The sequence below is a fragment of the Synechococcus sp. SynAce01 genome, assembly GCF_001885215.1.
Classification (GTDB): Bacteria; Cyanobacteriota; Cyanobacteriia; order PCC-6307; family Cyanobiaceae; genus Regnicoccus; species Regnicoccus frigidus.
In genome coordinates this window covers 2655820-2678047 of record NZ_CP018091.1, presented here as the reverse complement: position 1 = coordinate 2678047, position 22228 = coordinate 2655820, and the positions used below count along the sequence as shown (strand labels likewise).

Below are 22228 nucleotides of genomic sequence, written 5' to 3'. Positions count from 1 at the left end.
GCTGGCTTGGGCGGCTCTCGTGGGGGTTCTCAGCGGTGCTGCCGTGGTGGGCTTTCACGTTCTGCTGGGCTTCACCAACCGGTTCCTGTTCGGCGGCCTGGTCGAGGGGGTGATGGGGCTGGTGGGGACACTGGCAGCCAAGCCGGCCCCCCTCGAGGTTTTCAGTCCAGACCCCGAAGCCAGTACGCCACTCCAAGCGTTACTGCAGATCGGCCTCGGTGGGATCGGCTTTCTGCCGCCTCCACCGGCGCCTTTGGCGGAGCCGGCGGTCCCCCAGGCTCTCAACTGGCTGAGCTTGTGGCCGGTGTTGGTGGCGCCGATGCTGGGAGGGGTGCTCGTTGGTGGCCTGCGTCAACGCGCCAAAGACCTGGGTCCAGGATTGCCCAGCTTGATGGCGATGGCTGATGGTCTGGTGCCGGCGGCACCGAAGCTGCCGTTTCTGCGGCTGGTGACAGCAGCCTTGAGCCTGGGCAGTGGCGCCTCACTCGGGCCTGAGGGTCCGAGTGTTGAGGGCGGCGGCAACATCGGCCTCTGGGTGGGTGTGCGTGCAGCGCTCTCGCCGCAATCCCAGAAAGCTCTGGTGGCAGCGGGCCTGGCGGCAGGGCTGGCGGCGGGCTTCCGGGCCCCGATCGCTGGCGTTTTCTTCGCTTTTGAAGGGGTCTCGGGCGCGATTCCAGGGCGGGCCAGCCTGCGCGCGGTGCTGGTGGCGGCAGTGAGTTCCTCCCTGATCACCCAGCTGTGCCTTGGCGATGAGCCGATATTTCGCCTGCCCGCCTATGAGGTGCGCTCCCTGTTGGAGTTGCCGCTTTACCTCGGCCTCGGGGTGCTGGCCAGCCTGATGTCCTGGGCCTTGGTCAGCCTGTTGGCGGCAGGCCGCAGTGGGCCGGTCCAACGCCAGCTGGAACGGCTCGATCCCTGGTTGCTCAATGCCCTCGGTGGGCTAGGGGTGGGAGTAATGGCCCTGGGCTTTCCCCAGGTGCTCGGGGTTGGCTACGACACGATCGAAGCCTTGCTCGGCACTCAGAGCGGCCTTGCCCTCTCCAGCTTGCTGGCCTTGCTGGTCGTGAAGCTGCTGGCCACCGGGCTCAGCAATGCCACGGGTTTTGTCGGCGGTGGCTTTGCTCCTTCCCTGTTCCTTGGGGCCGTGCTGGGTAATTGCTATGGCCAGTGGCTGGGCGAGAGCGGCCTGCATTGGGCCGTTGCCGAACCACCGGCCTACGCGATGGTGGGCATGGCAGCTGTGCTGGCCGGCAGTGCCAGGGCACCGCTCACGGCCCTGCTGTTGCTGTTTGAGCTCACCCACGACATCCGCATCGTCCTGCCGCTGATGGCCGCCACCGGACTGAGTGCCCTGTTGATGGAGCGCTGGTTAGGTCTGGCTGACCCTGGATTGCTGGGCCCTGATCCTCAGGAGGAGCAGCGCCGTCGCGGCCTGTCGGCCCTGGCCATCAGCGCGGCACTGGAGCCGGATCTTCCCCTGGTTCTGCCTGCCGCGCTGACACCGCAGCTCGCGTTGGCCCGGCTGATTGAGCAGCGAGGCCATTGCCTGTTGATCGAGCAGGAGGGCTGGGTGGTCGGCCTGCTGACCCTCACTGATCTGCAACGGGCGATCACGGCTCAGGCCCTGGCCCTGCGTACTGCTGCTGGGACTGAGGCTGAAGAGCTGGAGCTCAACTTGATCGGCTGCCGTCGCTCCGAGTTGATCTGGCTGCCAAGCACGGCCAATCTCTCCGAACTCGAGGATCAGCTCAGCCCCAATGGCCTGCGTCAGCTACCGGTATTTGAGTGGCAGGAAGGGATCAACGGCAGGTTTGGGGCCAAGTTGCCTGACGGCCTACCAGCTGGAGGATTACGGGTGCAAGACCTGCTCGGCCTGGCCTGCCGTGACAGCCTGGCCAGGGCTTTGGCCAGGCAGGCCGTTCTTGATCAGGCGATGACGGCATGATTTCAGACGATCACAGCCTGATCAGCGGGTGATCACAACAGCGGTGCCGAGATCCACCAGGTCGAAGAGCTTGCGCACGTGTTCGTGCTTCATCCTCACGCAACCATTGGTGACGGCGGCGCGCTGATCAACCCAGGTGGGCCAAGGCGTGCCGTGGATGCCGAACTGGTTGGGACCCTGGGTCTTGAAGCCGATCCAGCGATCGCCGAGTGGTCCATTCGGTCCAACCGTGGGGTTGACCTTGCCGGTCCTGGTGCTGGCGTACTGAGGATTGACCACCTTGTTCTTCACGGCAAAGGTGCCCGTGGGTGTGGGGGTCTTGGGATCGCCGATCGCCACGGGCCAGGGGCCGTAGATCTTGCCATCGCGCTCCAGACGGATCTCACGCCGGCCGAGAGCCAGCAGGATTCTGGATTCGCTGATCGGAACGGCGATCGCGGTGGGGGTGGGCAGGGCCTGTGTGGGCACTACGGCCGGCGGCGCTGTCGGGATGGCCGTTGACGTTGCAGCGGGGCTGGAGGGAGCCTCCGGAGCCGGGGCCGTGGCGGCACCGACCGTTTCCCATGCGGGGGCCCGCTTGTTCTGGGCCTGGGCCGGGAGCATGCCCAAGCCGAGGCTCAGTCCCAGGGCCTTCAGCATTGAGGAAGCGTTGCTCAGGCGTCGCATCTTGGCGCCGGCACGGTTGGAGCGGGGAGGCTGGGAGGGCATGGGACGACGTTGACGGTCAGTTGACGAGTTTGGCCTCGATCTCGCTGTTGTAGCGCGCCTCACAGGTTTTGACGATCCGCATCGCCTCATCCACCCCGAGAAACGCGTTGACCTTGCAGGTGCCTGGTTTCTTGAGGTCTTTGTAGTGCTCCCAGTAGTAGGTGGTTTCCTTGACCCATTGGGCGCCGAGCTGCTCGAAGCTGGTGATGTGATCCACCCGCTTGTCGTCGGCGAGAACGGCGATCACCTTGTCGTCAACCTCGCCGCCGTCGTCAAAGGTCATGATGCCGATGATCCGAGCCTCCACCAGGCTGCCTGGCACCAACGCCTCGGTGACGGACACGATCTCGATGTCGAGCGGGTCACCGTCTTCGTCCCAGGTGCGGGGAATGCAGCCGTAGGCGAAGGGATAGGCCAGGGAGGAGTAGCCGACGCGATCGAGCTTGAGATGGCCGGTTTCGGTGATCAGTTCGTATTTGTTGATCGTGTTGGAGTTGAGCTCCACGATCGCGTTGAGACGCAGCTCTGCTTCATCGGCGAATGCCGGCAACACGTGCAGCAGATTGAGCATCGTCCGGCTGGGGGCATGGTCGATGTTCGCCATGGAGCAAGGGCAAGGTTGCGCTGCGGAGTCTACGAATCCCAGGCCGCGAGTCTCTCCAGCTTCGTTTCGAGATAGGACAGAAAAGCCTCCGGGCCCAGGGGCTTGCCACAGACCCGCTCCACCAGCTCCTCGCTGCTGACGCTGCGCCCGAGGGGGTGAACGTGCCGGCCCAGCCACTGCCGCATGTTCTCTTCCTCGCCGGCGGCCACGCACGCTTCGATCGGGCCTGTCTCCCGCTCCATCGCCTCGGCCAGCTGGGCTGAGATCAGGTGTCCCAGAGCATAGGAGGGAAAATAGCCAAACAGTCCCTCGCTCCAATGGACGTCTTGGAGGCAACCCTGGGCGTTATCTGCAGGCTCGAGGCCCAGCAGCTCCTTCATCTGCCGGTTCCAGGCGGCTGGAAGCTCCTCCACCGACAGATCGCCCTCCAGCAGGGCCAGCTCCAGGTCGTAGCGCAAAACGATGTGGAGGCAGTAGCTGAGCTCATCGGCCTCCACCCGGTTCAGCCCAGGCCGGCGCGGGTTGAGGGCCTGGAACAACGATCCCGAGCCGGTCAGGGCCTGGGCGATGCGAGGTTGCCAGCGCCGGGCGAAGGCTTCGCTGCGCGCCACCCGGCATTCCCAGAACAGGCTCTGGCTCTCGTGAACTCCCATCGAAGTGGCATCTCCCAGCGGCCAGGCGAACCATTGGTTGTCCTGACGGGGCAGGCCCTGCTCGTAGAGGGAATGGCCCCATTCGTGGGCTGTCGCCAGGAAGGCCGAAAACGGCTGGCCTGGAACCACCCGGCTGGTGATGCGGAAATCGCGGGGGCCGAGGGTGGTGGAAAACGGATGGGGCGAGCGTGCCAGCACGGCCTTCTCGGCATCGAACCCCCAGGCCTGCAGCAGTTCCAGGCAGAGGCTCTGCTGGGCGGCATCGGGCAGGTCGCTGGGCTGGGGGAAGGGTCTGGAGCCAGGGCCGGCATAGCGCGCAATCAGCTCCGGCAAGCGCTGACGCAGCGGAGAGAATAGGTGGTTGAGGCGTTGCTTGCTGATCCCGGGTTCAAACGGCTGGGCCAGGATTTCCCAGCAGCTGCGCGGCTGGCCATCGGCAGTTGTCTCCACCGGTGCCAGCTGGCGGGCCTGCTCCTGGCGCAGGGCGATCAGGCGGCGCAGGGCCGGAGCGAAGCTGCTGAAGTCAGCCTGGGCGCGAGCCTGCTGCCAGAGGCTGTAGCCGTTGGCCTGGGCCAGCGCCAGTTCGGCCACCAGGGAGGGGTCCAGCCGACGTTGCCGCTCCAGGTCCTGGCGCAGCAACGACAGGTTCCGCCGCCAGCCCTCACCTGCTGGCTCGCTTGCTTCGGCGGCGGCCAGCAGCTCGGCGTAGGCGTCGCTGCTCTGACGTTGGTGCAGCTGGCGGGCCAGCAGGGCCAGTTGTTCGCCGCGCCAGGAGGCCCCGGCAGGCGGCATCAGCGTGTTCTGATCCCAGTAGAGGGTGCTGTGAATGCTGCCGAGCAGACGGGTGTCGCGCAGGTGGGCGCCGAGGGTCTCCAACGCAGGTTGGGCCATGGTTTCTGAGATTGCTATCGCTACATTGGAGCGTCTTGCCGAGCCAGCTGGTGATGGGCCCGAGTGACGCCTCTGCGGTGGCCGGGCTGTCACGGGCGATTCAGCTCTCGGTGGCACCAGTTTTTCTGCTCACGGGCATTGCCGGCCTGCTGGGGACGTTTTCGGCAAGGCTGGGTCGCATCATCGACCGCATCAGGATCATTCAAGAGACGATGGACCGGGGCAGCATTGGCCAGGTCAAGGCGCTGAAGTCGGTGTTAACGGTTCAGCGCCGACGCCTTTACCTGATCAACCGCGCCATCCTGTTCGCCACGATCACGGCGTTGCTGATCGCCGTTGTTGTGGCGGTTTTGTTCATCAGTGTGGTGGCAGTCATTGATCTGGCTGCGATCGTGGTGCCCATTTTCGTGTTGGCGATGCTCTCGCTGATCGCAAGCCTGCTGCTTTTTCTGCGCGAAGTGCGGCTGGCCATTGCCCTGAACCCCCACCGCTACTGAGGGGCGCCGGCCAGCCGTCGGCCCCACTTCTTCATTGTCAGCTAATCCCCATATGGCCTTGCCAACGGGAGCGGGAGCAGCATCGTTTAAATCTCTGACCTGAAGGCCATGGACCTGACCCCGCTGTTGGCGCGATTGGATCAGGCACGCGAGCAAGCGATCGCGTTGCTCAGGGATCGTCGGCTGCTCATCGCCAGTGGTCGACGCCTCACAATCAGCCTGATCACCGGCTCGATTGGCCCGTCCTCCTGCTGGATCGGCGCCGCCACCTGCGAGCAGCAGGCTCTGGCCCTGTTGGAGCGGGAGCGTCCGGATCTGCTGATCGTGACCGATCCGCTGGAGCAGGGCAGTGGCCTCGCCTTGGTGAGCCAGGCCAAGAAGCGCTATCCCGATCTGTCCATTCTGCTTTTGCTTGAGCAGGACAGCCCCGACCTGCTGCTGGCCGCACTCGAATCCAATGCGGATGGCATCTGCCTGGAGCGACTGGTGGGCTTCGGCAACCTGCTGGCTGCCACCAAGGCCGTGCTCGGCGGTGGGGCCTACATGGACGGGCCGGTGGCGGCGATGCTGCACCGCACCAGCCGGGGCCAGATCGATGGAAGCCCGGCACGGCTGACGCCCAGGGAATGTCAGGTGCTCGAGGAGCTGGTGCGCGGCTGCGACAACGACGAGATCGCCTGCCGCCTGGGTATTTCGCCGGAAACGGTGCGCAGCCACTGCAAGGCGGTGAAAACGAAGCTGATGGCCCGCAACCGCACCCATGCCGCGGTGATCGCCCTGCGGCTCCAGCTGGTGCGCTGGGATCAGCTGGACTGAAGCCGCCTGCCTATTGGCGCCGGCAATAGCCGCCGCCGATGTTCACCCAGCCCGAATCGCAGGCCTCACCGCGCGTGGGAGCCACGGTATAGGTGATCACCCCCAGGGGGCTGCACTTGCCGTTGAAGGTGTCGACGTAGCCAAGTGGGCACATGGCCTGCAGCTTGGGGACCACTTCCTGCGCCTGGGCGCCGCCCGTGGGAAGCGCCAAGGAGCCGATCAGGCAGAGGCTTGCTGCCAGGGGAGACAAGGAGTAAGGACAGCGCATGGACGGACCAGGGAAGGCAAGCGATCACGTGTCTTAAGCCTATGGGGAATCCCCCAACGCCCGGGGGATCATGGGATCCGTTGCGTGCCCTGGAGATTGGAGATGCCTGGCTACGACCCCGCTTCCACCACCGGGGCGCCCACCCCTGCTCTGGCACCGGCCCTCGCCGCCGCGATGCTGAACCTCAGTGCCCGGATGGTTGCCCTGCAAGAAGAGATCAGGGCCATGAACGCCGAACTGGCGGCCCTGGGTGCCACCCTCGCCCAGCTCGGCGGGGTGATCGAGCCCGCTCAGGCTCAGGAGGCTGGCGCCCTGGCCACACCCTCCCAGTGGCTGGCGCGTCGCAATGCCGAGCGGATCAACACTGAGGTGATGCGGCGCAGCAGCATCGGCGTCGATGCCGACGGCGACACGGATCTCGACACAGAGGTGGATCTGATGATCGACCGTCTCCACGCGCTCTGTGACCATCAACAGGGCGGCACCTGAGCAGGGCAGGGCGAGAGGGAATGGCGAGCTCTTCCCTGTTTTGCCAACCTGGAGCTGTTGAACAGCGGAAGCGCCCATGCCTGCCCAGCCCCTCTCTCCCCAGCAGATCGCCAGCCTGGGAACCGACCTGCCCGATTGGAGCGTGGAGAACGGAAAGTTGCACCGCGGCTTGATCTTCGACTCGTTCGTTGAAGCCTTCGGCTTTCTGACCCAGGTGGCGCTGATTGCCGAGTCGATGGGCCACCACCCGGAGCTGGGCAATGTCTACAACCGCGTGACGATTGATCTCACCACCCATGACACCGATGGACTCTCCTCCCTCGATGTGGACCTGGCCCAGGGGATCAACGCCTTGCTGAAAGCCTGAGCGGCCTCCCGCTTGAGCCCCCTGCCGCCGCCAGCCTTGTCCAGATCTCCATCAGCAGGGCAAAGGGGTCTGTGATCACAGGCGCTGTTGCCTGATCTTCTGGAGGGTTCGGGCGGTTGGGGTGGTAGCGGAAGTGGTAATTGATGGTTCTCTCCGATTCTGCGGCTGTGAGGGGCTGGCTGTAGGCGCGCTGGGCGGCCTGGATCGGCCCATCGGCGTCACTGGGGTCGTCATCGCGTAGCTGGCGTTGCTTGAGCCGTTGCTCGATCAGCCCCTGGGGCGTGTGGAGGTTGAGGATCAACCAGGGCGATCTCTGTTGCTCGGCCAGGGCGATCGCGTGCTGGCGGCTGTCTTGTCGCAGGTGAGTGGCGTCGAGCAACACGGCCTGGCCACGCTCCAGGCTGAGGCGGGCGTTCTCCAGCAAGGATGCTTCGGTACGCCGGTTGGCTTCGGCTGAATACAGCCTCTCCCTCTCCCTGCCGCTGGTTCGCTGCTGTGGCTGCAATCCGTGGAGTTGTTTGCGAATCCTGTCACTGCCCAGGTGCTCGGCCAGTAACCAGGGGGCCAGCTCTGCGGCCAGGTGGCTTTTGCCGCTGCCGGAGCATCCCCGCAGCAGGATGAGGGCGGGTGCGGCCTGGCTAGAGCTGGCGTAGGCCAGGGCCAGGCTGAGCTGGCCGCGGGCTTCCCGGCCGCTCACCACCGCCACCTTGGCGCGCACATGGGCCCGATAGGCGCAGAACAGGGCGAGAACGGCGGGCTCGATCGTTCTGCTGTAGCCCTCCAGCAAGGGGGCGATCAGGTCCGCCTGGCCGTTGGCCTGCAGCTCCATCACCAGGAAGGCGAGATCGGAGCCCCCATCGATGTGGCGCAGCTCGGCATTGAACTCAACGCAGTCGATCACGGCGATCGGGCCGTCCATCAACACATGTTCCAGGCGCAGATCACCATGGCCATCGACAGCCCAGCCACCCTCCAGTCGGCTGAGCAGTAAACGCCGTTGCCGCCGCAGGGCCATGGCCAGACGCTGGTCGAGCAGCCGGTGCACGGCCTCAGGAATCAGGGCTTCGCCTGAACCGCGGGTTGCGCGCAGATTGCTGTGTACAAACCGCGCAAAGCTCCTCAGCAGAGCGGCCGGCTTGGCGGCAACCAGGGGGTGATCGGCATGGAAAGCGGCTATTCGTTGCCCCACGGCCTGCAGCTCCGGCGCTCCGGCACGCCCCTCCTCCAGCTGGACCATCAGGCTGGTGGCTGGATCGAAGCGGCGCATCACCACCGATGCTTCGGGCCCGGAAGGGGTGGCCAGTTCGGTGACCCCCAGATAAAGATCGGGAGCCAGCCGACGGTTCAGCCGCACCTCTTCTTCGCAGTAGTGACGGCGAAGCTCCAGGCTGCTGTAGTCGAGCAGATCCCAAAAACGTAGAGGCTTCTTGAGCTTGTAGGCACGCCGCGCTGTTAGCGCAATCACGCTGATGTGGGTCTCAATCAGCTCGACGTGACGCTGACAAAGCGGCAGATCGCCCCAGGCTTCAGCTGGGTAGATCGAAGGCCTGGCGAGGCTCTGGATCAGTGGCGAGAGTTCAGAAGAGATCAATCAGAGGGGAAGCTTGAAAGGTGTTCGATCAGAAGCGATCCAACGGTTCGTCAGTTGCCTTGGGGAGGCGCTTCGTTGCCTGTTGCCGACGGGGTGTAATTCACCGTGCACCTGTAACGGGTGTTGCCCATTCCCACGGAGAAGCTTTCACAGTTGGTGGTGCCGACGACCGCCCCAGCCGGGATCTGCTCGATTGCCCGCTGGCGCGCATTCTCTTCGTCCCAGACCGAGTCGGCGGTGCTGGACCCGGCCCAGCTGGTGCCAGCAGAACCAACGATCAAAGCAACAAGCAGAAGGGTGGAGCGAAAGGGCACGATCGCCATGACCAAAAACTGCCGGACAGATGGAAGCAGCCTCCTGAACTCGATCCTACGGAGATCCGCCCTAGAAGCCATCAGGCCTTGGCGACCACGGCGAAAAATGGATCGCCCTTGCCCCCCAACCAGCCGAGCGGGCCACTGGCCGGGGTGTCTTCGGCGATGACGGCGTCGATGCTCCAACCGGCCTGCACCAACAACTGGCCCACCAGGGTGAGTCGCTCACGGTCGCTCGATTCCAGCCAGGCGACGGGGGCTTTTCTGGCGAACATGCGGTTGCTGAACGCCACGATCACCTCCCCTCCCGGACGCACCACCCGGGCCAGTTCGGCGGCGATCGCCTCGGGGTGTTGCAGGTATTGCCAGCCGGCCACAACCAAGACCGCATCCAGGCTTGCCGAGGCCAGCGGCAGGGTCTGAGATTTGTTGAGGTTCTGAACAAAGTGACGATCCAGCCTCGGGTTGGCAGCCAATTCGGCCGCATTGAGGCCATGGCCGATCACCTCGCCGTAGTGGCCTGACTCGGGTAGGTGGCTGACCCAACTGCTCATCAGATCCAGCAGCACCGCACCCTGCGGCAGACGTTGCTGGTACAGCGCCGTGAGCCGCTGGCGAAAGCCGGCATCGAGATGGTGCACGAAGCGGGGCTCGGCGTAAAAGAGGGCGTCGTCGCCTTCGTCTTGCTTTCGCCTCTGCCGCGCCGTGAGCAGGGTTGCGCTCATGGCTGGATCCCCACAGCTCTGCCCCCAGACTGGTCGCCGTGATTCCCCGGCCAAGATCCTTGGCCCTGCCCCATGACGACCCACCGCCTCGTCGATGCCATCGGCCGCGTTCTGATTGGGCTTGTTTTCCTGCATGCCCTGCTCGGCAAGGTGACAGGCTTCGCTGGCGTTTCCGCCGCAATCAGTGCCAAAGGACTCCCCTTCGCTCCTTTGCTGTTGTCGCTGGCCATGGTGCTGTTGGCGGTGGGTTCCTTGCTGCTGATCAGTGGTTGGCACAGCCGAGTTGGTGCCCTGCTGCTGCTGATCTTTCTGATTCCCACCAGCCTGATCTTCCACGGCGAGGTGTCGGATGCGGGCGAGCGGATCCAGTTGCTCAAGAACATGGCGATCATCGGTGGGCTGCTGTTGGTGGCCAACCAGCCCTCAGGCAGCCGGGTGATCAATAGAGGCGGCTGAGCACAAACTCGGGTAGAGCCAGCAGGGCGGTTCCGGCTTCCGAACTCGGCAGCCAATCGAGGGCCTCTCCGGCTTCCTTTGCAAAGCCCTCGGCCAGGGCCCTGGAGCGGGGGATCGCCTCGCAGCCCCGCACCAGTTCAAGGGCTTGGGAGAGATCGTCGGGCTCACAGAATTCCCGCTCGATCAGGCCGGTCAGGGCGGGCCGCTCTTCGAGGGCATAGAGGGCCGGGGCGGTGAGGTAGCCGGCGGCCAGGTCGCTGGCGGCCGGTTTGCCCAGTTGCTGATCACTGCCGGTGAAGTCGAGAATGTCATCGACCACCTGGAAGGCCAGGCCCAACTGACGGCCGAAGCGATTGAGCTGGTCGAGCTGGCCCACCTCCAGGCCGCTGAGCACGCCGGCGGCCTTGGCACTGTTGGCGATCAGCGAGGCCGTTTTGCAGTAGCTCTTCTCGAGATAGGTTTCGAAACTCTGGCCGGTGTCATAGCGATAGAGGCCTTGGCGCACCTCGCCATCAGCCAGATCCATGATCACGCGGGAGAGCAGCTTGACGACGGCCAGATCGTCCAGGTTGGCCAGGTGCCAGCTCGCCTGGGCGAAGAGAAAGTCACCGGCGAGCACCGCCAGACGATTGTTGAAGCGGCTATGAACCGTGTCGACACCGCGCCGGGTTGAGGCTTCATCCACGACGTCGTCGTGGACCAGGGAGGCGGTATGAATCATCTCGGTGATCTCTGCCAGCCGGCGATGGCGGCTGCCGAGCTCGCCATCGGGCGAGAGGGCCCGCGAGAGCAGAAGCACGATCCCCGGGCGGATGCGCTTGCCGCCTGCACTGAAAAGGTGTTCAGCTGCCGCCTGCAGGATCGGATGCCCGGCGCCGATCAAGCTGCGCAGATCACTGAGCAGAACTTCTAGATCGTTTTCAACTGGCTGGAGCAATTCCGCAACCGTTGCCATGTCCTCCGCCCGTCTGGATGATCCTAGGAGGAGCTCACCGGCGAGTGAAGGCCAACCTTCTCCACCTGGGGCTGCCAACCCAGCCAGGGGGTGGCGGCAAGAGCGAAGGCGTCGGGGTCGCCGGTGACGCAGAAACGGCCGGCGTGGGTTGTCAACTTGCTGGGGTGGAGTCCGCAGCGCGAACTGGCCGGAACCGGGGCTTGCTGGAGAAGAGCGCCAAGCCGCTCGACGGTGGCCACCGCTGGGTCCACCAGGGTGATCTCGGCGGGGAGCAGGTCACGCAGCAGCTCCTCCAGCAGGGGGTAGTGGGTACAGCCCAGCACAATCGCTTCCACCCGGGCGTTCAGCAAGGGCTTGAGATAGGCCGTTGCCGCTTCCCTGAGGCGGGGATCATCGAAGTTGCCGGCCTCGATCAGGGGGACGAAGGCCGGACAGCCCACTTCCACCACCGTCGTGTCAGGGCGCAGCTCACGCAGGGCCAGGCCATAGGCGCCACTGGCCGCAGTGGCCGGGGTGGCCAGAACCCCCACCCGATCGGCCCGCAGCTGGCTGGCCACACTGTCGATCAAGCCAAGGACCGGCACGCCCGCCTCGGCTTCGACCAGGTCGAAGGCCAGGGCATTGGTGGTGTTGCAGGCCATCACCACCATGTCCACCTGTTCCTGTCGCATCCAGTACGCGATTTCCTGGGCAATCAAGCGGATTTCGGCGCTTGATCGCTGTCCATAGGGCACCCGCGCCGTGTCCCCCAGGTAAAGGAAGGCCTGATTGGGGTGGCATTCGATCACCCGCCGAAGCACTGTTAAACCGCCCACACCGCTATCCATCAAGCCGATACGGGCCGCCATTCAGCCTCCCCCCAGGTAATTGAGGATGCCGCGGGCGATCGCGTTGGCCAGCTGGCTGCGGTGCGAGGCCGTGGCCAGCCGGGGGGAGTCCAGATTTCCGGTCAGGAAGCCGGTTTCCACCAGGGCGGCGGGCATCACGGTTCGGCGGATCACGAAGAAGCGACCTGGTTTGACGCCCCGATTCGGGCTGCCCGGTGACACGCCCACCACCTCTCTCTGTACAGAGCTGGCCAGAGCCTTGGAGAGGGAACTCTGGAAGTAGAAGGTTTCGATGCCGTTGACATCAGGCCGCGCCATGCTCAGGGCATTGGCGTGAATGCTCACAAAGGCGTGGGCGCGGCTGCTGTTAGCCAACGAGACGCGCGGCGGTAAGTCGACATCCACCTCTGAGGTGCGTGTCATCACAACCCGCACGCCACGGTTCTGCAGCAATCTGGCTGCTTGCAGGCTGATGTCGAGCACCACATCGGTCTCACGCAGTCCGCCGATGCCGATCGCACCCGGATCGGGGCCGCCATGGCCCGGGTCGATGACCACGGTGAAACGGCCACTCGGCACGGACGGCAGCGGGCCCGTGCTGGCCGGCCGTGACCAGGCCACGGTTGGGGCTTCGAGGCTGCCCTCGCCCAGCGAGGCGATGCTGCCGGAGCGGAGGCCTTCGAGCTCCAACCTCCAGCGATCACGGGCTGTTCCGACCAGCCGCATATTGCGCGGGTTCAAGCGGGTGCCAGGTAAAAATTCCAGGACGAGCCTGGTGGTGTTGGGATCGGGTTTGCCGATCCGGATCTCCTTGAGGGCCCCGTTGCCGCGAATGCTGCGGGTGCGGCTGGGGGCACCAGGCAGATCGATCCAGATGCGCGGTCCGACGCCACCCTTGCCGGCCTCATAGAACGCCGTGAGCGAGATGGACGGTGAGGTACGCAGCTCCAGCGCCCCATCACGGGCGATCCGCCAAGCCGCCAGGGCGCTCGCGGCTTCTGCCGGCAGGGAGCCCAGCAGGAGTGCCAGGGGGGCTACACCGCCCAGCAGAACGCGGCTCAGTGGCCCCAGCAGTGGTCGATGAAACATCCTCAGACTCAGAACAGCGAGGGACAACGGTGGTTCAGGCTCGGCATCTGGGCCCGGACCCTTTGGCCATGGCTGGTATCGATCGGTGCCACGGCCAGCCCAACCGACACTCCAGCGTCAGCCAGCACAGTTCCCCAGGGATCGATCACCAGCGCGTGCCCATGGGTTTGCCTGCGCCCATAGTGCAAGCCGGTCTGCGCGGGCGCCAGCACGTAGGCGGTGTTCTCAATCGCCCTTGCCTGCAGCAGCACCTGCCAATGATCCTTGCCGGTGAAGGCGGTGAAGGCGGCTGGAATCATCACCAGCTCTGCTCCAGCTCCAGCCAGATGGCGGTAGAGCTCCGGGAAGCGCACGTCGTAGCAGATTGACAAGCCCACCCTGCAGAGCCCGGGCACATCGACAACCGGCGGTAGGGCGGTGCCGGGCTGAACCGTTTCCGATTCGCGGTAGGTGTTGCCGTCCGGCAGATCCACATCGAAGAGGTGGATTTTGTCGTAGCGGGCCAGCAGCTGGCCGTCCTTGCCCACCAACTCGGCACGGTTGAAGGTGACGCGCTCGCCGGCCGGCACAGGGAATCCACCCCCCAGCAGGGTGACTTGGTAACGCCGGGCCATCGTGACCAGAAAACGGCTGCAGCGTTCGGCCAGGCTGGGAGCCAACTCCAGGCGGCGGGAGTCATCGCCCATGAAGGCGAAATTCTCCGGCAAACCAACCAGTTCGGCGCCGCGCCTGGCGGCCAGCTCGATCAGTTCCTCAGCGGCGGTGAAATTCGCCTCCGGATCCGGCGTGCTGGTCATTTGCAGGGCAGCTGCAAGGAAGCTCGACACCGAAGAAGAAGGGCAGGTCGGCGGAACTGTAGGGGAGGGGCTCCGGGCCTCAGGCAGCCCCCGTGGCGTTGCGTCAGCTGGCCTTGAGCACGCCCGGTGTGGTCTGGATTGGCACGATTTGCAGATTGTCCAGAGCCGCGCAGCAGCGGAAGTCGGCATCGTGGTTCCCCAAGGCCTCCAGTCGCTTGCCATGGCTGGCCAGTCGCAGGCAGGCTTCAGGGTCGTGCTTCCACTGCTGCCAGAGCGCCAGGGCGGCCATCGTTTCGTCATTGCCTGACTCCACCGTTTCGCCCCTTTTCAGGCCCAGTTCGATGGCGGCGGCGGTGACAGCCCCGGCGGCCAGGGTGTCCTCCAGGGAGTAGGCCCCTTCCCAGCCGCTGCCCACGATCCAGACCGTGCTGGCCCCTTGCTCGAGCAGCCGCTGGGCAACGGCATTGCGGTTAGGCAGACAGGCTGTCAGCAGCAGGGGCACGCCGCTGACCCGATCGAGTGAGCGCGTGCCATTGGTGGTGCTCAGAAAGATCCGTTTGCCACCCACCAACTCCGGCGTGACAGCCAGGGGGGAATTACCCAGATCAAACCCCTGAACCCGAGTGCCGCCTCGCTCGCCGGCCCGCAGCCGTTTCTCAGCCGGCCAGCCAGCAGCTGCCGCCTCCAGCGCCTGCAGATCGGCGAAGGCCTGGACCGCTTCTGCACCGTTCTGCAGGGCCCAGGCGATTGTGGTTGTGGCGCGCAACACGTCGATCACCACGGCGGCATCGGGGCTGGATCCAGCGCCTGGGTTGCCCGCTGCTTCGGGCCCCAGCGGCGGCACGGATTCCGAGCTGTGGAAGGTGAGGATCTGCACGGCGCGGCCGAAGGGGGAGGTGCGTCACAGTAAGCAGCACCTGATCCTTGCCCCTATGACGGTGGCGTTGCCAAAGAGCGCAACACGCGACCTTCGCGGCTTTCTTGCCCTGCTCGAAGAGCGCGGACAACTGCGGCGAATCACCGCCCCGGTGGATCCCGATCTGGAGCTCGCCGCGATCGCCGACCGGGTGCTGGCCCGCGGCGGCCCGGGCCTGCTGTTTGAAAATGTGATCGGCAGCCCGATGCCTGTGGCGGTGAACCTGCTCGGCACCGTCCAGCGCGTGGTCTGGAGCATGGGGATGGAACACGCCGAGCAGCTCGAAGACCTCGGCGAGCGGCTTGCCCTGCTGCAGCAGCCTCGCCCCCCCAAGGGGCTCAAGGAGGCGATGCGCTTCGGTGGCGTGCTCTGGGATGTGGTCAAGGCCCGCCCCGACCGCGACCTGATTCCCCCCTGCCACCAGCAGGTGTTCAAGGGCGATCAGGTGAACCTTGACGCGCTGCCCCTGCTGCGGCCCTGGCCCGGCGATGCCGGCGGGGTGATCACCCTGGGCCTGGTGATCACCAAGGATCCGGAAACCGGCGTACCCAATGTGGGCGTCTACCGGCTGCAGCGCCAGTCGGTGAACACGATGACGGTGCACTGGCTGAGCGTGCGCGGCGGCGCCCGGCACCTGCGCAAGGCCGCTGCCATGGGCAAGCCCCTGGAGGTGGCGGTGGCCATCGGCGTCCACCCCCTGCTGGTGATGGCGGCCGCCACGCCGATTCCGGTGCAGCTCTCCGAATGGCTGTTCGCCGGCATCTATGCCGGTGAAGGGGTGCGGCTGGCCAAGTGCAAAACCGTTGACCTGGAAGTGCCGTCCCACAGCGAGGTGGTGCTGGAGGGCACGATCACCCCGGGAGAGGAGCTGCCCGATGGTCCGTTCGGCGACCACATGGGCTTCTACGGCGGTGTGGAGGCTTCACCTTTGGTGCGCTTTCAGTGCGTCACCCAGCGGCGTAACCCGCTGTTTCTCACCACCTTCAGCGGCCGGCCGCCGAAAGAGGAGGCGATGCTGGCGATCGCCCTGAACCGGATCTATACGCCGATCCTGCGCCAGCAGATCCCGGAGATCGTCGATTTCTTCCTGCCGATGGAAGGGCTGAGCTACAAGCTGGCCGTGATCGCCATCGACAAGGCCTACCCCGGCCAGGCCAAGCGGGCGGCGATGGCCTTCTGGAGCGCCCTGCCCCAGTTCACCTACACCAAGTTCGTGGTGGTGGTCGACCGCAGCATCAACATCCGTGATCCCCGCCAGGTGATCTGGGCGATCAGCGCCCAGGTGGATCCCCAGCGGGATCTGTTCGTGTTGGAGGACACCCCGTTCGATTCACTTGATTTCGCCAGCGAGCGGCTGGGCCTGGGCGGCAGGCTGGCGATCGACGCCACCACCAAGATCGGTCCGGAGAAGCGCCACGCCTGGGGCGAACCGCTCAGCCGCCCGGCCGAGCTGGAGGCCCATCTCGATGGGCGCTGGGCCGAATTGGGCCTGGCCGACATCGATGCCTGCGATCCCGATCCGGTGCTATTTGGTTACACGCTTGAGCATGTGCTCGAACGGCTGGCGGCCCGCGCTGCCTAGGTCGATGCACTTCCTAGGCAGTATAATATTTATCATTCTTTTTGTGCCACAAGTATTAATTGTTCACCGCCTAAATACCCAAATTCTTTAGACCAATAAAGAAGGGCTTTGGCATCACTAAATCCCACCTCTCTAAGATCATCGAGAATATCCCAGCCAAAATGATAAAAGCAAAGACATCCTTCAGGATTAATTGGATCGCCGTGATATTCGGGGGGCAGCAGATGGACCAAGCCTCCTGCTTGACACAAGTAAGCTCGCATTATATTCTTTTTAGAAGCAAGCTCAAAAGGTGCACTAATAAATATTGACCCACCAGGCTTAATGCAGCGGTAGCACTCTTCTAGTGCTTTCTTGTAGTTTGGAATATGCTCTAAAACGTCGAATGACAATATTGCGTCGAATCTGTTTGAATTAAACGATAAGTTCGTAAGATCTTCGTTTCTGATTCCATTGCTGTTGCTGCTTCCACGCCTTACAAGCTCTCCTAGATACTCGCTACCACATGTATTCTTGTAAGATTGCTGGAATAGCTTGCAAAGAATAGTCGTTTGTTCAGTGATATAGATTTTTGCGTTTTCATTTGCTTGAGTTTCTAGTCTAAATATATGAACAGCGGCACGCATTCTGTTGTTGAGATGACAGACTGGACATGCTAGTCTTTCTCTCCAATTTGGCATCAAGATATTATCTACTTTATAAGCATAATCATAATCTACAATAAAGTCGACAAAAGCCTTGAACACATAGCAGTAGCCATTGTATGCAAACTGCTTAGAAGAGTCAAGGGCGAGCTTCTTCTCAAATATTAAATTAATTAAGTCGGTCCTCAGCTCGTCATTTGCAATATTTATATAGTCTTCATAGGATATTACACTTGAGATTTCAATTTTTGGAGCGCTTCTGTATCTCGGCTTTCCCGTGATGAGCCTGCTCAATATTTTACCAAGCACGTAGAACTCCTGAAAATGAAAAAGTTTAGTCGTAAGTTGCTAAATGGGCCGCCCGATCGCGATTCCTGTATTAATATTTTTCTAGGCTAAGCACTCCCAGTCTTCAGAGTAGAAGCTTGTACCAGCACCAGCAGTTCTGGAGCCAGTTCCGGAAAGGAGTTCTTCTCGTTTCTGCAATTTATGCAGACCCAGAAGTCATATGTTTGCATAATAGAAAATTCCTGCTGGCCTAGTTTGGCGGTTGTGTGCGCCTTGAGCAAGTAAAATGATGCTCAAGCGCCGGGGCCTGCAGGCGATCCAGGCTTTGCTGGAGCTTGCGTTGGAGCCCGAACGCTGGCGTTCAGGGCCCGATCTGGCTTCCAGCCAGGAGATGCCGGCCCCGATGCTGGAGCAGGTGCTGTTGCTGCTGCGCCGCGCGGGGTTGGTGGAGGCGCGGCGGGGCCGCAGCGGCGGCTATCGACTCAGCCGCAAGCCCGCAGCAATTTCCCTGGTGGAGGTGCTCAGGGCCGTGGGGGCCGATCCGGCCGCTGATCCAGTCAGCGAGCCAGCTCCAGATTCAGTACCAGAATCAGTTACAGAGTCAGTGGCTGAAGGGCTGGAGCCCGGCCCAGAGTTGGCTGGAGAACGGGTGGCCCAGGCCCTGGAGCGCCGGCTTCGCCTTGCTCTGGAGCGGGAACTGGCGTTGCTGAGCCTCGAAGAGCTCGTTTATGACCTGCGCAGTTGGCAGGAGTATCTGCGCGAGGACGGCGGCCTGATGCTGGGCTGAAGCTGCCCAGGCTGAAATCGCTTTCGCCGCAAGTGCCCTGAAAGTGTTCGCTGCAAGCCCGCCAGACCTGGCACTTGCTGCCTGCAGCCGCAACCCTCAGGCGATCGCGGCGAAGCAGGCCCTGAAGGCGGTGAGGGTGGCGTCGATGTCGGAGTCGCTGTGGGCCAGGGACGTGAAGCCCGCTTCGAAGGCGCTGGGGGCCAGATACACGCCCCGCTCAAGCATGGCGCGGTGCAGCTGGCCGAATTTGGCGGTGTCGGCCGCCTTGGCCTCCTCGAAGTTGCGCACCGGGCCATCACAGAGGAAGAAGCCGAACATGGCGCTGATGTGGGCGCCGCTGATCGGCAGCCCAGCTTCCTTGCCCGCCGCCAGGATGCCTGCGCAGAGACGCTGGGTGATTGTGTCCAGGCGCTCGTAGGTGCCGGGTTGCTTGAGCAGTTCGAGGGTTTTGATTCCGGCGGTCATCGCCAGGGGATTGCCGCTAAGGGTGCCGGCCTGATACATCGGACCGGCCGGAGCCACCAGGTCCATGATGTCGGCTCGGCCGCCGTAGGCCCCCACGGGCAGACCACCGCCGATCACCTTGCCCAGGGTGGTGAGGTCGGGGGTGACACCGAACTTGGCCTGGGCGCCGCCGTAGGCGATGCGGAAGCCGGTCATCACCTCATCGAAGGTGAGCAGGGCGCCGTGGTCGCGGGTGAGTTCGCGCAAGCCTTCCAGAAAGCCCGGTTCGGGCACGATGAAGCCGGCATTGCCCACCACCGGCTCCAGGATCACCCCGGCGATTTCGCCCGGATTTTCGGCAAAGAGCTTTTTAACGGCCTCCAGGTCGTTGTACGGGGCGGTGAGGGTGTTGGCGGTGGTGCTGCGGGGCACGCCGGGGGAATCGGGCAGGCCGAGCGTGGCAACGCCGGAGCCGGCCTTGACCAGGAACATGTCGGCGTGGCCGTGGTAACAGCCTTCGAACTTGATCAGCTTCTCGCGGCCAGTGAAGGCACGCATCAGCCGCAGCACCGACATGCAGGCTTCGGTGCCGGAGTTGACGAAGCGCACCATCTCCACGCTGGGGACCGCCTCGATCACCAGTTCCGCCAACCGGTTCTCCAGGGCGCAGGGGGCGCCAAAGCTGGTGCCCTTGTCGAGGGCCTGATGCAGGGCGGCGATCACCTCGGGATGGGCGTGGCCGCAGATCGCCGGCCCCCAACTGCCGATGTAATCGATGTAGCGGTTGCCATCCACATCCCAGGCGTAGGCCCCTTTGACGCGGTCAAAGACGATCGGCTGCCCGCCCACGGAGCGAAAAGCCCGCACCGGGGAACTCACGCCGCCCGGCATCAGCTTGAGAGCGGCGTTGAACAGTTCCTGGGACCGGTCGGTGTTCAGGGCAGGAGCCGATACGGGGGCCGTAGTCAAAGCTGAATCCGCAGACGTCAGGAGGTGCTCCGGCAACTGAAGCGGCAAGACCAGCCCTCAGATGCGAAACCATTTCCCATCCTTACGCAACAACGGACGATTTCGCTGAGCTGGCGCCTGCTCGTTAAAGTCCAGATGGCTGAACCTGCTTTCCTTGGTGGATACGCCCAGCACCTTGTGCCTTCCCTGGAAGCGAATTGAGCAACGTCTGCGACGGATCCTGCCAGCGCGGGCCCTCGTGGCGAAGCGCCAGGAGCTGCTCACCTATGACAGCGACGGCCTTACCCTGCACCGGCATGAGCCCCCGCTGGTGGTGCTGCCGGAAACCACCGAGCAAGTGGCCGCCATTCTGCGCTGCTGCCATGAGCTGGGAGTGCCGTTCGTGGCGCGGGGCAGTGGCACCGGCCTCTCCGGCGGAGCGGTGGTGGAACAGGAAGCCCTGCTGGTGGTGACCAGCCGCATGCGCTCGGTGCTGGCTCTCGATCTGGAGAATCAGCGCATCACCGTGCAGCCCGGGGTGGTCAACAGCTGGGTGACCCGGGCGGTGAGCGGCGAAGGCTTTTATTACGCCCCCGATCCCTCCAGCCAGGTGGTCTGCAGCATCGGCGGCAACGTGGCTGAGAACGCCGGTGGGGTGCATTGCCTCAAATACGGCGTCACCAGCAACCACGTGCTCGAGCTGGAGGTGGTCTTGCCCGATGGCCAGATCACCCGGCTGGGCGGTTCGTTGGCGGAGATGCCGGGACTGGATTTGCGTGGTGTGTTCATCGGCAGCGAAGGCACCCTCGGCATTGCCACGGCCATCACCCTGCGGCTGCTGCCCCAACCGCAGACCGTTGAAGTGCTGCTTGCCGATTTCAGTGCGATGGAGGCCGCCGGTGAGGCGGTGCGCAGTGTCACGGCGGCGGCGGTGTTGCCGGCTGGGATGGAGATCATGGATAACTTCACCATCAATGCGGTCGACGACCTCTTCGGCCACGACGAATACCCGCGAGATGCGGCCGCTGTGCTGCTGATTGAGCTCGATGGCCGCAGCGAGGAAGTGAGCGCGGCGGCAGAGCACACGATCGACCTCTGCCGCCTGGCCGGTGCCCGCTCGATCCGTCGGGCCCGCAGCGAAGCGGATCGGGCCCTGCTCTGGAAAGGTCGCAAGTCTGCTTTTGCAGCGGTGGGCCGGATCACCCCCACCTATTACGTTCAGGATGGGGTGGTTCCGCGCAGTGCCCTACCGGCCGTGCTGGCGGCGATTGAAGCCCTGAGCGCCCGCTACAAACTGCCGGTGGCCAACGTCTTCCATGCCGGTGATGGCAATCTTCACCCCCTGATCCTCTACGACGCCAGCAGCCCCGGCGTGTTGGATCGCGTCCAGGAACTGGGAGCCGACATTTTGCGTCTGTGCATTGATGCCGGCGGCAGCATCACCGGTGAGCACGGGGTCGGCTCCGACAAGCGCTGCTATCTCGACTGGATGTTCAGCCCCGAGGATCTGGCCACCATGCAACGGGTGCGCCGGGCATTTGATCCCGAAGGTCGCGCCAACCCCGGCAAACTGTTCCCCACCCCGCGCAGTTGTGGCGAATCGGCTCGGCGGGCCCGCAGCCTGACCATCTACAGGGATGGGATCGGCGCAGATGTGGTCCCCGAAACTGTGGAAGTGTTCTGAGCCAGGACCCTTTCCCGTTCATGCCCGTCTTCTTAGAGACCAGCGGTTGATCGAGGCTGATCGACTTGATTTAGTCGTCATCGATGTCTTCTTCTGGCCACTGCAGATTCACCACCACCGGGGCATGGTCGCTGGGTTGGGTGTTGCCGCGGACCACTTTGTCGATGGCACAGCCGGTGGCGCAGGCGATCAGATCGTCTGTGAGGTAGATGTGATCGATCCGCCAGCCCCGGTCGCGGTCCCAGGCGCCGCTGCGGTAGTCCCACCAGCTCCAATGCTCTCCGTTGGGCTCGAAGAGACGGAAGACATCGTGCAGCCGATCGCTTAATGCCGCGCGCAGGGCCTGGCGCTCGGCGTCGCTGGCCATGATGCCGCCGCCCAGACGGCCAGGGTCGTGGATGTCCCGGTCCTCCAGGGCGATGTTGAAATCTCCCACCATGCAGAGCGCCTCGGCCTGCTCGCCCTGGGCCTCGAGATAGCGCCGCAAACAGGACAGCCAATCGAGCTTGTAGGCGTATTTCTCGCTGCCCAGAGCCGATCCATTCGGGACGTAGAGGTTCAGCACCCGCACCCCATCCACCAGGGCGCTGATCAGCCGTTTCTGTTCACTCAAGGGTCCGGCGGCCCCATCGCCTGGCAACAGAGCGCCAAAGCCAACCTTCACATCCTCCAGGGGGAGTTGGCTGAGGATGGCGACACCGTTGTAAGCCTTCTGACCGCTGATGGCAGCGCTGTAACCCAGGGCTTCGAAGGCCTCAGCGGGGAACAGATGGTCCTCGACCTTGGTTTCCTGAAGGCAAAGCACATCGGGGCGTTGCCGCTCCAGCCAGGCCAGCACCTGCTCAAGCCGGCTGCGGACGGAATTCACGTTCCAGGTGGCGATGCGCATGGCGGGCGGGTCGAGCCGTTGGCGAAGACCCTTAGCATTGCCCCATAACCTCCG

At 64.0% G+C, this 22228-nt stretch carries 24 protein-coding genes; 9 read left to right on the top strand and 15 right to left on the bottom strand.

What is annotated here, in order from left to right:
- The first annotated feature begins 19 nt into the window (after positions 1–19).
- Positions 20–1945, top strand: coding sequence for a chloride channel protein (locus BM449_RS13930; protein ID WP_233830826.1), 1926 nt, complete (start codon positions 20–22; stop codon positions 1943–1945).
- A 21-nt stretch (positions 1946–1966) separates the two neighbouring features.
- Here the strand turns inward: BM449_RS13930 and BM449_RS13925 are convergent, their stop codons facing one another.
- The 3 genes from BM449_RS13925 to BM449_RS13915 are packed head-to-tail and all read right to left on the bottom strand — an operon-like array spanning position 1967 to position 4801.
- On the bottom strand, positions 1967–2653 hold the full coding sequence (locus tag BM449_RS13925) for a L,D-transpeptidase (RefSeq protein WP_233830823.1): 687 nt from the start codon (positions 2651–2653) through the stop codon (positions 1967–1969).
- A 16-nt stretch (positions 2654–2669) separates the two neighbouring features.
- Positions 2670–3257 (bottom strand): inorganic diphosphatase, encoded by a 588-nt coding sequence (locus BM449_RS13920; RefSeq protein ID WP_071801727.1) that lies wholly within the window; start codon positions 3255–3257, stop codon positions 2670–2672.
- Positions 3258–3286: 29 nt separating this feature from the next.
- Positions 3287–4801, bottom strand: coding sequence for a carboxypeptidase M32 (locus tag BM449_RS13915; protein ID WP_071801726.1), 1515 nt, complete (start codon positions 4799–4801; stop codon positions 3287–3289).
- A 35-nt stretch (positions 4802–4836) separates the two neighbouring features.
- On the opposite strand from BM449_RS13915, the gene BM449_RS13910 reads away from it, so the two are divergent.
- Together BM449_RS13910 and BM449_RS13905 are read left to right on the top strand one after the other, a co-directional pair.
- Positions 4837–5298, top strand: a complete 462-nt coding sequence (locus BM449_RS13910) for a DUF2721 domain-containing protein (protein ID WP_233830819.1) — start codon at positions 4837–4839, stop codon at positions 5296–5298.
- A gap of 108 nt (positions 5299–5406) precedes the next feature.
- Complete coding sequence (locus BM449_RS13905; protein WP_071801725.1) at positions 5407–6114, top strand: response regulator transcription factor; 708 nt, start codon at positions 5407–5409, stop codon at positions 6112–6114.
- 10 nt (positions 6115–6124) lie between these two features.
- Here the strand turns inward: BM449_RS13905 and BM449_RS13900 are convergent, their stop codons facing one another.
- Entirely contained in the window at positions 6125–6382 is a 258-nt protein-coding gene (locus tag BM449_RS13900) for a hypothetical protein (RefSeq protein ID WP_071801724.1), read from the bottom strand.
- Between the two features lie 84 nt (positions 6383–6466).
- On the opposite strand from BM449_RS13900, the gene BM449_RS13895 reads away from it, so the two are divergent.
- Complete coding sequence (locus BM449_RS13895) at positions 6467–6871, top strand: hypothetical protein (protein ID WP_145536807.1); 405 nt, start codon at positions 6467–6469, stop codon at positions 6869–6871.
- Between the two features lie 76 nt (positions 6872–6947).
- On the top strand, positions 6948–7238 hold the full coding sequence (locus BM449_RS13890) for a 4a-hydroxytetrahydrobiopterin dehydratase (RefSeq protein WP_071801722.1): 291 nt from the start codon (positions 6948–6950) through the stop codon (positions 7236–7238).
- Here the strand turns inward: BM449_RS13890 and BM449_RS13885 are convergent.
- The 3 genes from BM449_RS13885 to BM449_RS13875 all read right to left on the bottom strand — a co-directional run bounded on the left by BM449_RS13885 (position 7216) and on the right by BM449_RS13875 (position 9868).
- Positions 7216–8829 carry a bifunctional aminoglycoside phosphotransferase/ATP-binding protein gene (locus BM449_RS13885; protein ID WP_071801721.1) on the bottom strand — a complete coding sequence of 538 codons (1614 nt, stop codon included), beginning with the start codon at positions 8827–8829 and terminating at the stop codon, positions 7216–7218. The genes BM449_RS13890 and BM449_RS13885 overlap by 23 nt on opposite strands.
- A gap of 50 nt (positions 8830–8879) precedes the next feature.
- Entirely contained in the window at positions 8880–9152 is a 273-nt protein-coding gene (locus BM449_RS13880; RefSeq protein ID WP_071801720.1) for a hypothetical protein, read from the bottom strand.
- Between the two features lie 71 nt (positions 9153–9223).
- Positions 9224–9868 carry a class I SAM-dependent methyltransferase gene (locus tag BM449_RS13875; RefSeq protein WP_071801719.1) on the bottom strand — a complete coding sequence of 215 codons (645 nt, stop codon included), beginning with the start codon at positions 9866–9868 and terminating at the stop codon, positions 9224–9226.
- 72 nt (positions 9869–9940) lie between these two features.
- Between BM449_RS13875 and BM449_RS13870 the strand changes: the two genes are divergently transcribed.
- On the top strand, positions 9941–10324 hold the full coding sequence (locus tag BM449_RS13870; protein WP_071801718.1) for a DoxX family protein: 384 nt from the start codon (positions 9941–9943) through the stop codon (positions 10322–10324).
- Here BM449_RS13870 and sds read toward each other — a convergent pair.
- The 5 genes from sds to BM449_RS13845 form a co-directional block, all read right to left on the bottom strand.
- Complete coding sequence (gene sds / locus BM449_RS13865) at positions 10308–11279, bottom strand: solanesyl diphosphate synthase (protein WP_071801717.1); 972 nt, start codon at positions 11277–11279, stop codon at positions 10308–10310. The two genes, BM449_RS13870 and sds, sit on opposite strands and share 17 nt — an antisense overlap.
- Before the next feature lie 23 nt (positions 11280–11302).
- A complete protein-coding gene (murI, locus tag BM449_RS13860) occupies positions 11303–12127 on the bottom strand; it encodes a glutamate racemase (RefSeq protein WP_071801716.1) in 825 nt (274 codons plus the stop codon).
- Positions 12128–13195: an N-acetylmuramoyl-L-alanine amidase gene (locus BM449_RS13855; protein WP_083544578.1), complete on the bottom strand. Its 1068-nt coding sequence runs from the start codon at positions 13193–13195 to the stop codon at positions 12128–12130.
- Positions 13196–13203: 8 nt separating this feature from the next.
- The gene (locus BM449_RS13850; RefSeq protein ID WP_071801715.1) at positions 13204–14022 is read right to left on the bottom strand and encodes a carbon-nitrogen hydrolase family protein; all 819 of its coding nucleotides are present in this window, start codon (positions 14020–14022) and stop codon (positions 13204–13206) included.
- Positions 14023–14095: 73 nt separating this feature from the next.
- Positions 14096–14836, bottom strand: a complete 741-nt coding sequence (locus tag BM449_RS13845; protein ID WP_233831381.1) for a 2-phosphosulfolactate phosphatase family protein — start codon at positions 14834–14836, stop codon at positions 14096–14098.
- Between the two features lie 88 nt (positions 14837–14924).
- On the opposite strand from BM449_RS13845, the gene BM449_RS13840 reads away from it, so the two are divergent.
- Positions 14925–16490, top strand: coding sequence for a UbiD family decarboxylase (locus BM449_RS13840; protein ID WP_071801713.1), 1566 nt, complete (start codon positions 14925–14927; stop codon positions 16488–16490).
- A 32-nt stretch (positions 16491–16522) separates the two neighbouring features.
- Here BM449_RS13840 and BM449_RS13835 read toward each other — a convergent pair whose 3' ends face one another.
- Positions 16523–17428, bottom strand: a complete 906-nt coding sequence (locus BM449_RS13835; protein ID WP_071801712.1) for a class I SAM-dependent methyltransferase — start codon at positions 17426–17428, stop codon at positions 16523–16525.
- A gap of 280 nt (positions 17429–17708) precedes the next feature.
- Here BM449_RS13835 and BM449_RS13830 point away from each other — a divergent pair, with 280 nt between their 5' ends.
- The gene (locus BM449_RS13830) at positions 17709–18209 is read left to right on the top strand and encodes an Rrf2 family transcriptional regulator (RefSeq protein WP_233830817.1); all 501 of its coding nucleotides are present in this window, start codon (positions 17709–17711) and stop codon (positions 18207–18209) included.
- 96 nt (positions 18210–18305) lie between these two features.
- Here the strand turns inward: BM449_RS13830 and hemL are convergent, their stop codons facing one another.
- The gene (gene hemL / locus BM449_RS13825) at positions 18306–19592 is read right to left on the bottom strand and encodes a glutamate-1-semialdehyde 2,1-aminomutase (protein ID WP_071802316.1); all 1287 of its coding nucleotides are present in this window, start codon (positions 19590–19592) and stop codon (positions 18306–18308) included.
- 187 nt (positions 19593–19779) lie between these two features.
- Here hemL and BM449_RS13820 point away from each other — a divergent pair, with 187 nt between their 5' ends.
- Positions 19780–21285 carry an FAD-linked oxidase C-terminal domain-containing protein gene (locus BM449_RS13820; protein ID WP_233831380.1) on the top strand — a complete coding sequence of 502 codons (1506 nt, stop codon included), beginning with the start codon at positions 19780–19782 and terminating at the stop codon, positions 21283–21285.
- Positions 21286–21355: 70 nt separating this feature from the next.
- Here the strand turns inward: BM449_RS13820 and xth are convergent, their stop codons facing one another.
- A complete protein-coding gene (xth, locus tag BM449_RS13815; protein WP_071801710.1) occupies positions 21356–22174 on the bottom strand; it encodes an exodeoxyribonuclease III in 819 nt (272 codons plus the stop codon).
- Between the last annotated feature and the right edge of the window lie 54 nt (positions 22175–22228).